Below are 13640 nucleotides of genomic sequence, written 5' to 3'. Positions count from 1 at the left end.
ACGTTTTTGACGAATTCTTTTAATTGTTGATTAATATTGAAATTTTATTCTATCAACACAGAAATGGATCACAGCCATATAAAAACAGTATCTAGCATCTCGTTATTTTTATCAACCCAATAAAATTTTTTATGCATACGTATTACTATTGAAATATCTTTTTTAGCGTGATCACTCTGTGCTAAGGTTGCCAGCAAATTTAGTGCTACTTTAATTACACATAATAAAAATTAGGATTGAACAACATGACAACACAGCATGCAACTAAAGGTGAGCATAGCGCACAGACTAAGTGCTCGCTTTTATATGTTATTTTTATATCGGCCGTTGCCGCTATTGGTGGCTTTTTATTTGGTTTTGATTCGGGCGTTATAAACGGCACCGTATCGGCATTGGGTAATACATTTAATTCAAGCAGTGTTGCAACTGGTTTTAATGTTGCGTCTGTTTTATTAGGTTGTGCATTGGGTGCTTTAGCGGCTGGCCCATTAGCTGACAAGTTTGGCCGTCGCGCTATTATGATTGTCACTGCCATTATATTTGCAGTCAGCGCTTTTGGCTCTGGCATTGCAGATAGTTCTGCTGAGTTTATTTTTTACCGCTTGTTTGGTGGGTTAGGTATAGGTGCTGCCTCGGTTTTAGCGCCTGCTTATATAGCAGAAGTTGCTCCTGCGAGTCTACGTGGTCGCTTAGCTACACTGCAACAACTCGCTATAGTTCTTGGTTTATTTGCAGCTTTTTTAAGTAACTACCTAATTGCTAACGCTGCTGGCGGTGCCGAGGGTATTTTAATGCTAGATTTAGCCGCGTGGCGCTGGATGTTTTGGGCTGAACTTGTTCCTGCAGGCTTATTTTTAATTGGCGTACTTTTTATTCCAGAATCACCGCGTTACCTAGTTGCACAAGGTAAACTTAAACACGCTAAAACTGTATTTAACAAAATCTCAAATGACGATGCTGATACACAAATCAGTGACGTGAAGCAGTCTCTGCAAAGTGATAAAAAGCCAAGTATTCGCGACTTATTTATTGATGGCAGTAAAAAAGTACACCCTATTGTTTGGGTGGGTGTGGCTTTATCGGTTTTCCAACAATTTGTTGGTATTAACGTGGTATTTTATTACGGCTCAGAGCTTTGGCAAGCCGCTGGTTTTGATGAATCACAATCACTATTTATTAATGTACTTGCCGGTACTACTAATATTTTATCTACCTTTATAGCTATTGCTTTAGTCGATAAAGTAGGCCGTAAGCCACTATTATTGGTAGGTAGCATAGGTATGTTTATTAGTTTAAGTGCACTTACCTATACCTTTGGAAGTGCAGGCCTTGATGAAGCAGGCAAGTTAGCACTTAGCGAAAACATGGGTACCTTTGCGTTAATAATGGCTAATTTGTTTGTGGTATTTTTTGGCTTAAGTTGGGGTCCTATTGTCTGGGTACTACTTGGTGAAATGTTTAATAACCGTATTCGCGGTGCGGCCCTTGCTGTTGCAGCTAGCGCGCAATGGATAGCTAACTTTGCTATTACTATGACCTTCCCGATTATGCTCGGCAGTATTGGTTTAGCTGGTGCTTATGGCTTTTATGCCTTATCGGCATTTATTAGTGTATTTTTTGTGGTCAAATACATCAAAGAAACACGCGGTATGAAATTAGAGTCAATGTAATTACTTAGCCTGAGTAGCATCGACTTTCCATTAGTTTACTCAGGCTAATCCCCCATTCTATTATCTTATTTTTCTGCTCATAAAACTAATTAGATACATTTAAACATTTGGCAAGCGGATACTCTCAGGCACGTTGTAAGCTTTTGCCTGTTAAACCATTATCAACTGAGTATATTACCAATCACAGTGTATAAATCATCACTATTAATTGGTTTGGCAATAAAGTCATCCATACCGGCTATTAAGCATCGCTGTTTATCTTCTTCATAGGCATTAGCCGTAATCGCTACTATAGGCACTCGCCAACCTGTTTTAAGTTCCATAACTCTAATCGTACGTGTGCATTCATAACCATCCATGTTAGGCATTTGGCAATCCATTAAAATCAAATCAAACGATTGCTCTTTTAATACATCAAGAGCCTTAATACCATCCTCGGCCATAACAACCACAGCTTTAGTCGGCTCCAACATTTTTGAAATAACCTGCCGATTTATCGCATTATCTTCTACCAACAGTATGTGCTTACCCAGTAGATTTGGTTGCAAAGCTGCTTTTTTAGGTAAGGTTGAGGGAGCGTCTGCTGACTCTGGTGCGCTAATACTAAACGCAAACGTACTACCTTTACCTTCTTCGCTATGTAACTGAATTTCACCGCCCATCATTTTTATCAGCTTTTGAGAAATAGCTAACCCGAGCCCTGTTCCCCCATATTTACGAGCAACGCCCACATCAGCTTGAGTAAATTCGCTAAATAACAGTGATTGCTGTGCCTTCGCAATACCAATGCCACTATCTTCAACGCTAACTTGAAGCATATTATCGTGATAATCAAACGACAAATTCACAAAGCCTTGCTGCGTAAATTTATACGCATTAGAGAGTAAATTAATGATCACCTGATTTAAGCGTAATTCATCAACACTAATGCACAGTGGCAAATTCTTAGATTGAATAACCGTAAATTCTACCTCTTTGGCAGCAACAATAGAGGAAAATAAAGAACGTATATTTTCGATAAATGGAGTTAGCTGTGTAGGCTTAATATTTAGCTCCATGGCATTTGCTTCAATTTTAGAAAAATCTAAAATATCGTTAAGAATATTAAGCAAGTTTTTTGCACTTTTTTGTTGTGTGATTAACAACTCCTTTTGTTCGGTACTTAAGGACTGATCTCGAAGCAAAACCTCCCCCATACCTAATATGCCATTCATAGGTGTTCGAAGTTCGTGACTCATGTTTGCTAAAAATTGTGACTTAGCAATATTTGCTTCATTGGCGAGTTTAACTGCTTGTGTTAATTCAGTTGTTTGCTCTGCGACTTTATCTTCTAATTGCTGATTAAAATGACTAAGCTGTTTATTGAGATCTTCATTTTTTACATTAGAAGCTTGCAAACTTTTAATTGAGTGTTGTAGTGCATTGCCCAACATTTCAAATTGTTGCTGTAGTTGCAGCACTTCATACCAACTAGAATCTGTATTAAATACGTGTTTTTTAGTTTTACTAAAGCTATTAATTAAATGAGTGAGCTCTATGATGGGTTTAACCAACAAATGGGTAAATTTATGAATAAATAAAACCACTAGTGCAATAGAGCATAATCCTAGTAACATAGTAGGCAACCATGCAGCCACTACCACCATAGTTAAATGTTTACGATTATATAACGATATAACCTGCCAACCTGTGTTGTTGTCAACATACTGATTTGTATGGTACATCTCGTTATCATTTGAGCGAAAAAGTTGATTGCCACTGAGGCTTTGAAGACTAAGTTCCTGCTGCTTAAAATCACTGAGCGCAGCAAACTGGCTTAACGAACTAAATACCACTTTTTTATCTGCATCTAGAACAAGTAAATCCCCATTATATTCAAATAAATTTGGTATAAACCGCTCTAATTGATCTAGCTTAAGTGATCCCTCAACGACCCCATAAAACTCACCATTTTTATAAATCGGGGCGGAAAGCGCTACAATGGGTTGATCGCCTAATCCTCTGCCTTGAAAAACACCACTGATGTAGCCCAACGGGAACTGCTGAGCTTGAGCAAAATAAGGACGATCATTAATATAACGCTGACTCTGACTCAAACCACTGAGCAATTCACTCGGTATACTTTTCTCGACATAACCTTCAGAGCTGGCATATAGACTAGTTACAAAGCCAGGATATAGTTCCATTAGCCGCTCTAACTGCTGTTGTATTGATACCCCAGCACTTATTGCATCACTAGTTATTACCATGGCACTTTTATGAAACAATAAATAATCACTCAGCTGGGCACTGATCGAACGAGATTTTTCTTTAAGTTGAGTGTTTACTTCGTATTCTAAGCGCGAATAATGCTGATTAACCAAAAAGACACTGGTGATCAAAACCACTAAAGCAATAATTATACTTACAACATAGCTTAATATTCGGGCCAGAGGCTGCCCTTGATAAGCTCGGCTTGCATGGGGGACAAATATACTCACCAAGTCGACCAAAGCCAACGCTATCATAGCATTGATTAAGTATTTTGAGGCAGCCACAACAAGTGTGAGCCAAGGCAGGCCCATAACAAAGTGACCCAAAACCCACACCAGTGGTAAGCCCACTAAAAACCAAAATACGGCGCCTAAAGGAAGTATTGGCTTAGAACGCTTTAAACAAAAGGCATAAAGCCAAAATAGCTCAAGTGCATAAACAACACTGGTCCAGCTATGCCCCCAGCGATAAAATAAAAAACCAGTTACAATCGCTAAACTAAGAAGAGAATAACGAAGCCCTGCAAACACTAGGCTAAGTATTACAAACGTCTGACCAAATAAAAATTCAGAGCTATCAAAAAAATACAGAGGTAGAAGGTTAGCGCAACCTCCAATAAGCCCGAGTAATATTGCCAGCGCCCATTTATTCCTCTGAGATGTCATATTGACCCTTTATAGCTTTATTGAACACCTGCGGTGTATAGTATAATCACGAGTTTTAATTATTACTTACCCGTTAGCTATTGTCTATAATGACAAAAAATTAGCTAAGTGCGTAAAAGCTAGAATTAGCGTACGAATAACAAAATAAAATATTAGAAAATAGATAAATGGAATTTTAATACACCCAAATGTTGTTTGAAGTATAAGTTGGCATAAGAACATATGCTTTTACTGAGCTACAGCGTCGTAAGTGAAGTATAACTTGGCATAAAATTGAAGTATATAATGGCATAAAGTTACCAAATACAGGCTTTATGTAGCTAACCACTTAATAATGCAGCCCAGTTTAGTTGACTGCTCTGTGCCATGAGCGGATAAAAAGTGAATTTGAAAGCCTGTTGGGTGGCGCCTTCGGCTTAACCAACCTACATTTTGACGTAGGTCGAATAAGTGGCGGAGCCACGCCATCCGACAAAAATGATGAATTTACCAGAAGCAAACTAATTTACCACGTTAGCGATATACATAACTGCTTTATACTGAAAGTTAAACCACTCTATACCGACTATTGACTGAGTGCTATTTGAGGACATTGATAATGCCCTGCTTAGGAGTGAGCAACGCAATACAGATCCCGCCGCGTACTACCTTAATCACTAAATTCAACGCATAGTAAAAACGCCACGCGTTGCGAACCCTTCTTGAGCAGTTTGTTATATGCCTTTAATCCCATACTCTCGTTGCATTGCATCATGAGTCATAACAATACATTCTTGATCTCTAAATCCTTCTTTGTAACTAATCACGAAGAATTTTTCTTGTGTAAACCAGTCTTGGACATGCCCTGCCTGAGATGGATAATGCTCAATAAATTTGACGTTTTCAAAAGCTAAACTATGTTGTTCAGATTCGTTGTAATACTCAATAATATGATTTTTTGCATCATTCAAACTCGGACCGATTTTGGGCCCCAACCACATCAAAGCCGATAATTCATCATTTATATTACCTGCTGTATTCATTCCATTCGATAAACTTTGTTGTAGCTTTGATAAAACACCCATTAAGTCGAAGGATGTAATTTTCTTGATAACGTCTTGCTCTTCAGATTTTATTGAAGCTAGAATATCTTGAGACATAAAATAACTGTATATACCTTCCGAAGCATTAACAACCGAAATACCATTCCAGCCTACCTGCTGCGAAGCCATTAAAATTGGTGGTTTCTTAAATGCTGGATCTGTCCATAACCTAAGCCTAAATATGAGTTCTTGAGGACTTTTATATTGGTTTATAGAATCGTATCTTAATTTCACTTATTACTCCCTTTGTAGTGACTCTGTATAGTTAATTAGTATATAACGCCCTCATAAGCTGCGGAACGTGTTGGACGCTTTTTTGCGTCATTTTCTTTCTAAGCAAAAAATCGCACGATGTGTGACGTCAGATTTAATGCGTTTGTTATATCGCTAGTCTTCTGTGTGAATATGCTGAACAGATTTTTGATAGTTTGTTACCGCAACATCAAGTTCGTTAATATCAGCCCAAGCAATGGCACCACTTGGTAGCTTAACGCCGTCCTTTTCCAAAATCGCATCTAGCAACTGCTTAATTTTGGAATACATATCTGGATCTGTTTTGATATTATTAATACAGTTTTCAGGTTTATCATTTGCAACTGTTTCTGAAAAGTAAGCCTCTTCAAAGTTAACTATTGATGCTACCACTTTTGATTCAGGTTGCATCTGAGCTTGTATTTTCCCATTATTTGTCCACGCTGGATTATTCATTTCAAACACATCGTATGCAATGCAACCATCTTTGCTTTTCTCTTTATTTCTTCGTTTCGACATACATTTTTGTGTATCTGTATCATGTAAAACGAAGTACTGACCTTTAAAGTGATTTAACACTTTCATCATTGACGCTACAGTTACTTTACCTCTAGCTCTTACAATATTAAGATCATGATATTCAAAATTATCATTAGAGGTTTCTTTATCTTTAATGTAACCAAATGCTGAATATTCAGTATCACCTTCAACAACTAGGACTCTCCCCCCAAAGAAAGCTTGCGAAATATGAGAGTCAAATAAATTTGTTAACTTCAAATTTTCTTTGTCGTCATCATCTAAACTCGCATCTTCTGGTCTATATAGAGTGGTTGTTTTTATGTTTCGGTGCTCATTTTTCTCAACCCTAATGACCGTTGTATGGTCTTTACTAAGATCAATAAAGTTTGGTGAATGTGTAGCTATCATTACTTGCCAATTATCACTTTCTGGTAACGAATACAGAACATCTCTGGCACTATCTATTGCAGTTGGGTGTAAGCTTACTTCTGGTTCATCCAACAATAATACGTGAGACGTATTATTTCCCAATTTTTCATGCTGAGATTTTGCCGACTTAGATGTTGTATTTTTAGCTTTAATGCCATTATCAGCTAAAAGTTTGAGAATAGTCCACAAAGCAGTTCTTCGACTTCCGCTTCCTTGTTTATTCAGAGGAAATTTTTCGCCACCTATCGCCCCCATTTGAACGTCGAACTCATCTCCTAGCAAATCCACTTTGATAGTAGAATTGCTCTCAGGAGCTAGAATTGATAATTCATGGTTTGGAAATATTTTTCCGATTATTTCGTTTGCAGTTGCCTCTAAATTTTGAACACTTTGATTTTGAGTTACCTTTGTATCTTTTCGTAGCTTGTCCAAAGAATCTAATACCTTTTCATAAACAGTCTTTTCATCAGCATCATTTTCTTTGTACTGTTTAATTCCTTCATCTAGTAAACTTTTCAAAAGTGATTTAATTGCTCTCGCTTGAATTTCTGGGTCATCAAATGTGCTTACCCTATGAGGTTTCGGTCTTTTAGATTTAGCCTTGTTATTCATACCCCAAGGCATAGTTTCATCATCACCTTTTTGAGCATAGCGGCCTAAGTTCACATTAAACCCTACACGTACGGGCTCAACATTGATTCCATTCCAAGTCCATTTTTCTCTTACAAGTAACATCCCATCATCTTGTTCCAAGCACCACTCATCACCAGGTTTCGTTTCATCAGTTGCTAAAGAATAAACCTCAACTTCCGGAAAAGATTCAGGTGTAACTTGTTTATTGTGGAAATCATCTTGTTCTAATTTCAAGCAATCTGTAACGACTTCAAAAGCTCTCAAAATAGTACTTTTACCAGCATTATTAGCACCAACTAAAACAACTATCTTATCAATATCTACAGTTACTTCATTAGCTCCTATACAACCAAAGTTTTTGATTATTAATTTCTTGATTTTTGGAATCATCTTAAATCCTTTTGAGTAACATTTTCTAAATTAACTTAATTAGAAAAAATATTATCGAGATCTTCGTCAATATAAACACCCGTTAATCCATTATCTTCTACAGCAGATTTAAACTTATCTGTACAATACAAACGAGAACCACCTGTAAATTTACTCTTAAAAACAGGCTTATTTTTTACATCATCATTTATGAAAGCAATCTTGATATAATCTAAAGGATAACCATCTAAATATTCGCGTTCACATTTTCCTTCATCTTCTAGTCCAAATGTACGCAAGTTAAAGATTACAATAGGTTCACCATCAGCTTTTGTTTCAATAAACTCACCTAAAGGCGCTAATAAATCTTTTAAAGCTTCATAAGCATTCATCCGAAGAGCGATAAACCCATCCATGATACTTATATCGTAGTTATCTTTTAGATAACCAGGTAAAAAAGACAACTCATAACCTTCAGGCCAATACTCTAATAAAGAGTCATTATTCATATGGATATCAAGTAGAAACATGCAAGCATCTTGATTAGATGGCAATATTGGTTGTATTTTTTCAGCGAATGAAAGTATGTCCCACTCAACCATGTCGTAAGAATTAGTAACAGGCTTTAACGAGAACAACTTCATGATTTACCATCCCAATTAGCATTTTTACGCATCATTACGCTGGCTGGCATCATATGATTTTTAATTTTTATTTTCACGCCTCGTAATGCATTTATGAAATCGAGCTTATTTACTTTGGTTCTTAAACTAGTAGACACCCAAACTTCATAATTATGGCGATGCAGCCTTCTGTGAGAAACAGTGTCAGGCGTAGCCCAATCATCTGACTTATTTTTTTCAAAGTTTCTTAGCCATACCCCATTCGTTGGATCATTAATACCAATACCAAACGAATGCATTCTTAAACGCGCAGCATATGTAAGGCGTTGTCTATAACGCCCCTTACCACAAACAATATGATGTGCTTCATGATATGAAGTCGGTTTTGGCTCGCCTGCCGCTCGTAAAAACTTAGCAAGTTTTTCAGTAGGATGATGTTCTTCTTCTGCTAGCTCCTTAACAGAACTCCCTTCACTTTCTGCGCGGTAAGACTCTAAGCTTTGCTGCGCGATAAGCAAGTGCTCTAAACGCTTACGTTCTTTTTGTAAGTGGTCGTAATCTCTTTGTAGCTTTTCCTTAGATGCAGCAGATTTACGGCGCTTATCGTCGTAGTGTTTTTTGGCTAGTAATTCATAATTATAAATAGCCATTTCTAAAGGGCTGGGGTTACTTGGTCGATCTGGCATTGGGTAGCGCTGTAGTTGAATCATCCTTAAATCCTTAAAATTTCCTTTTATTAGCGCGTAAAATAGCAAATAGACTATTGAGGTGCAATTATAAACGTTACACACCTAATAGTTGTGATCATTTTATTGCTTACAATGAATTACATAGCGGTCAAATTTCCTCTTCATACAACACAATTTTTGACTGACTGGTTATCTGTGTGTTGCATCGAATGGTTGAACTCACAGCTCATAGCCGAACTTCGCAAATTTTTAGAATTACGTTATGGTTAGATAACATCAGCTTTTATATTTTGGGAGTTTAATGTGGCTAAAACAATAAAAACCAGCAACACCACTGATAAATCGGTGAATTTCGATAGCGACAATGTAAAAGCTGCATTAGATGGTCGGCTGTCCGTAGATGATCTTAGCGCCGCTGAACAAGCTGTATTTATGGATAATTTTGATGAAGCTATAAACTCTAATTTAGAACAGGATTTTTCTAAGCATTTTGAGAAACTGAGCGGTAACGAAAAACTTTATGGCTTAGATGATAAGGATAAAATTATCTGTGATAACAAAAAACAGCTCAAGCCTGAATAAACACAAATAGCTCATACCTTAATCGAATTCAAATAAAAAGAGCTCAGCGTTTGCTGGGCTCTTTTTATTTAGCCTCTGCCTTTTCGGCAGTATAAAGTCACAAGATGTGGTTGTTTACTTCCTGGCCTAACTTCAGCTGCCTACTCGGCAGTTCACCAATATCATCGCTGACAACAACGATATGACTTATTTTCAGCTGCCTATCCGGCAGTTCAATGGGTAATTTACTGCGTATTGTTCTCACTAATATTTTCAGCTGCCTACTCGGCAGTTCACTATAAAAAGTAGTTTAAATTTTTATGTATAACAAACTGTTAAGTGATTTTTATATTTTTACCCTTTACTTTTACCTAATCGTATAACTTATTGAAAGCATTATTAATATTCAATAGCTACTTTTTAAAGGGTATTCAAAGAAGGAACCATGCCCTGAAATGTTTTATTTGTAGCAAAACCATAATTGTTAAAGTGATTATTTATGGGTTCAGCTTTTTCAATTCTTTGTATATGAAGTATAAAATTTTCCCCGTTGCCTTTGCTTGATACAGGTATTGAATGAAAATGGCCTATGGCTTTTTCCTCAAATTTATATTCAGGGTTGTAAACTTCGCCTCTGGCTTCAGCTCGTTTTTTAGCGCGTTTTAACCGTCTTTGCTTTTCACCAACAAATGCTTTGGCTACCGATTGGTTGCGAACAAACATGACTTCGCTTTGGTTTACTGGTACTTCGAGTATTGTTGATAAGCCAAATAACTTGTCATGAGCCATCATCTCAAAATAGCTTTGCTGAGATAGGTTGGTTAATTGCTTTTTATCTGTCGATACAAACGCTATTTGATTACCTATTGTTTGCTCATTCCATTTAGGAAAGCACACACCAATATTACTTATTTCACGTGAGCTCATAAACCCATGCAAAATACCGATACAACGGCCAGCTAGAAGGCTAACATCACAATTTTTAGGTAAATAAGTAATAGTAAAATAATAGCGTTTCAAGCTTTAATCCTTTGGAACAGGCCACCTTTAATCAACACTGCCGCAATAAAGTGAACTGCATTTGATTGTTCACTTTGTTCTAAACCATGCTTTTCCATGTGTTTAATATGTAAAGCAATGCGCGGAAGTAATGAATAAAAGTCTGAATGGGTCTTAGGTGTTCTGTGTGCAACTAATATTTGCTTATCTGCTCCATACTCGTGAGTGCGTAAAGGTTTGTAACCTCCCTCATACCAATCATCAATAGTCTGGATAGCCGCCCCTACTTTTTGTGAGTTTAAACTGGCCGCTTTTTTATCGCCCACTTGAGTGTATGCAAGTTGTTTAGATGACATACCTTGTTCAACAGTATCTACAAATTTTTGACTTGGGTGAACCTCCTGGCTAAATGCATTTTTAATTTTTGCGGTTATATCTAAATAACAATAATTTTGAGGGTTACTAAGACCTTCTTGGATAGCTTCTGACAACGTTAATAATGCTGTTTGATTATTTTGCCAATTGCCCTGCCACTTTAATTTTTGTGCACCTTCAACGATGATCGGGGCTGCATGTTCAGTAAGGATTTTAATATCAACATTCGGTGATTGACGGTTACGCCAGAGCCAGTTGCCCATCAGTATGTTTTTAGCATAGCGAGTTGCCACTTCATTAAGGCCATTGTGTTTTTTGTAGGTTTCAAAAAAACGTTTTAACCAATAAATAACTTTAGGGTCATCACAAACATGTGGCTCATTACTATTAGCTTCAACCCTGAGTGAAAAACGACAAAATAGCTCATTTACCGTTGGAGGCACATAGCACACATCAATTGTTTGAGGGTTCCCAAAAGCGAGATCTTGTGGCGCTAAATTTTTAGCCACATTTTGCTTTTGATACGCATCGCCAAACCCTGACTTCTGCCCCACTAATTTATTTTGCTCTATTTGTAGCGGTTCAAAGTCAGACTCTGGTGTTTTATAAAAAAACACTGCTTTACTGGGTGAAAGCGAACGCGAGTAACTTAAGTGCCGAGGTAATTGCATTATTCATACTCAAACTTAGACTTTTTCATAAGCATAGACTCTTTTTGAACATCCATAACCCAAAATGCGTCATGAAAGAACTGCTTAGCGCCTGCGTACTTTACTGATGTATTGCTAACACACTCTAAAAGCCCAATTACGGGCTCAGCATAACAATGACATTCATGTAAGGCTGCATCTCGCTTTATAGGTTCTTCAAGCGCAGCAAAGCCAATTGCTGCGGGTCTTAAATTAAAGTTACCGTTAAGGGCGTCAATTAATTGTTCAAAACTTTTGACTACTTTTTTTGAAGGGTACAGCCAACTGCCATTTAACGATTTTACCTTTATATTTTTAAACAGCTCACTCGGTGTAGTATGCACATGGCACCAGTCAATATTTTGATATAACGAAGGTGGATGCATGGTCCCGCCTGCATAAGTAGATGGTAGTGCGGGCTTTATAAGCTGACTATTTAACTTATTAAGTATCTCTTCATTTGATACGAAAAGCCTAAATACTAAATCGAGTGTTATGTCACATTTAGGTTTATCGATAATTCCTGATCTTATTACATGGCTACGGCCAGCAACTTGTTTTAACTTACTTGGTTCAGGTAATGGTTTACCTGTATGTAATTGATAGTTTTCAATGTAAATGGCACTGCCAATACACTTAATTGAAGGGTCTATAAAGTTTTTTAGCTTACGCTCAAAGTTATGAGCAAGCCCATTTAAAGCAGTAAGTGACGGCATGCCTTGAATATATGGGTTAGCCATTGCCTCGGCATCAAACACTCGCATATCTTGGCAATGTACATACACTATCTGCTCATCATTTAATGTTTCTTGTTCAGTTGCACAATGAGTATATACATAGTTTAATTGCACCTTAAACAGCCCCATTAAATTAGGGTGATACGCAAAGCGTTTAAGTTTGCTCAAAGAACTAAGGCTTTCATTTAGTACGTTACTAAATTGGCTAATACAGTTGGTAATACTCTGATTTAAGTAATGCTTTGCCCACTCAGAGTAAGCTTGCTCTTGCGCGTTATTTTTAGCTTCCAGAATGTTATCAAGCCATAACTGCAAGCTAACACGTACTTGCCTAATAGCCGCTACTCTCGCTAATCGCTTTTGCCTTAACGTATTAAACTGTTTAATGCCGGCCAATACAAAAAGTGCCTGTTGGAATTGACTACTTAGTAGCGCACGAATTTTAAATACTTTCTCAATATCATTATTGGCTACTTTAGAGCGGTTAACAGCCTTAGAATATGTTTTAGGGAAGTAACGAAGCACTCTAATATTACCACCTACTGAGCTTGCTAAATCACCAACATTAGCAGGTCTTGAGTGCTCAACTAAACCAAAGCTTAGTTTACGCTCTGTTGTTAATTGCTGAATTTCAGCTAGCATTGCGTGACTTACTACAGGCGTAATCGCAAGGTAGCTTTGTAGGTATGGCATTTGTAATTGTGTTGAAAAAGAGTTTACTTCCAATGGGAGCTCTGCCACAGGCAACTGCTGTTTAATTTTACCCGCGATTTCTAAAACAGACTTTTTAGTAAACCCGTACCCTCTTATTAAATTAATCCAAACAGGCTCTTCAGCTATTAGTAACTTTGCTAAACAAGTTACTTCACCTTGCCAATTAAACGAGGTTAAAAATAATTTTGCATGATTAATTTCAGCACTATTGTGCGACCAGCCAAAACTTAAAGGTAATGAACGGCTGCAAATACCCGCAATATCTTCACTTACTACCTTACTAATTAAACGCTGATGGCTTACTTGCATATTCCGGAGCATCGTGAACAGTGATTCCGGCCCATCGTGAACACCCGTTCTGGTTTTAACGTGAACGCTCAT

The 13640-nt window shown here is 37.3% G+C and carries 10 protein-coding genes; 2 read left to right on the top strand and 8 right to left on the bottom strand.

Annotated elements, in window-relative coordinates:
* Positions 1-245: 245 nt before the first annotated feature.
* Entirely contained in the window at positions 246-1670 is a 1425-nt protein-coding gene (locus AAEY57_RS17370; protein ID WP_350608364.1) for a sugar porter family MFS transporter, read from the top strand.
* Positions 1671-1831: 161 nt separating this feature from the next.
* Here the strand turns inward: AAEY57_RS17370 and AAEY57_RS17365 are convergent, their stop codons facing one another.
* From AAEY57_RS17365 to AAEY57_RS17345, 5 genes are all read right to left on the bottom strand, one after another.
* On the bottom strand, positions 1832-4588 hold the full coding sequence (locus AAEY57_RS17365) for a response regulator (protein WP_350608363.1): 2757 nt from the start codon (positions 4586-4588) through the stop codon (positions 1832-1834).
* Positions 4589-5301: 713 nt separating this feature from the next.
* On the bottom strand, positions 5302-5904 hold the full coding sequence (locus tag AAEY57_RS17360; protein ID WP_013465394.1) for a hypothetical protein: 603 nt from the start codon (positions 5902-5904) through the stop codon (positions 5302-5304).
* 153 nt (positions 5905-6057) lie between these two features.
* The gene (locus AAEY57_RS17355) at positions 6058-7893 is read right to left on the bottom strand and encodes an ATP-dependent nuclease (RefSeq protein ID WP_013465395.1); all 1836 of its coding nucleotides are present in this window, start codon (positions 7891-7893) and stop codon (positions 6058-6060) included.
* A 35-nt stretch (positions 7894-7928) separates the two neighbouring features.
* Positions 7929-8516: a hypothetical protein gene (locus AAEY57_RS17350; protein ID WP_013465396.1), complete on the bottom strand. Its 588-nt coding sequence runs from the start codon at positions 8514-8516 to the stop codon at positions 7929-7931.
* Positions 8513-9205 carry an AHH domain-containing protein gene (locus tag AAEY57_RS17345; protein ID WP_013465397.1) on the bottom strand — a complete coding sequence of 231 codons (693 nt, stop codon included), beginning with the start codon at positions 9203-9205 and terminating at the stop codon, positions 8513-8515. The genes AAEY57_RS17350 and AAEY57_RS17345 overlap by 4 nt, the downstream gene beginning before the upstream one ends.
* Before the next feature lie 282 nt (positions 9206-9487).
* On the opposite strand from AAEY57_RS17345, the gene AAEY57_RS17340 reads away from it, so the two are divergent.
* Complete coding sequence (locus AAEY57_RS17340; RefSeq protein WP_350608362.1) at positions 9488-9766, top strand: hypothetical protein; 279 nt, start codon at positions 9488-9490, stop codon at positions 9764-9766.
* A gap of 399 nt (positions 9767-10165) precedes the next feature.
* On the opposite strand, the gene cas6f is transcribed toward AAEY57_RS17340, so the two are convergent.
* From cas6f to AAEY57_RS17325, 3 genes are all read right to left on the bottom strand, one after another.
* Complete coding sequence (gene cas6f, locus AAEY57_RS17335) at positions 10166-10765, bottom strand: type I-F CRISPR-associated endoribonuclease Cas6/Csy4 (protein WP_350608361.1); 600 nt, start codon at positions 10763-10765, stop codon at positions 10166-10168.
* Positions 10762-11790, bottom strand: coding sequence for a type I-F CRISPR-associated protein Csy3 (gene csy3, locus AAEY57_RS17330; RefSeq protein ID WP_350608360.1), 1029 nt, complete (start codon positions 11788-11790; stop codon positions 10762-10764). Before csy3 ends, cas6f begins: the two co-directional genes overlap by 4 nt.
* A partial coding sequence (locus AAEY57_RS17325; RefSeq protein WP_350608359.1) for a type I-F CRISPR-associated protein Csy2 occupies positions 11790-13640 on the bottom strand: 1851 nt, incomplete at its 5' end. The genes AAEY57_RS17325 and csy3, both read right to left, overlap by 1 nt.

Origin of the sequence: Pseudoalteromonas sp. MER144-MNA-CIBAN-0113, from assembly GCF_040308965.1 — a bacterium.
GTDB lineage: Bacteria > Pseudomonadota > Gammaproteobacteria > Enterobacterales > Alteromonadaceae > Pseudoalteromonas > Pseudoalteromonas tetraodonis.
This window is presented reverse-complemented; position numbering and strand designations above follow the sequence as displayed.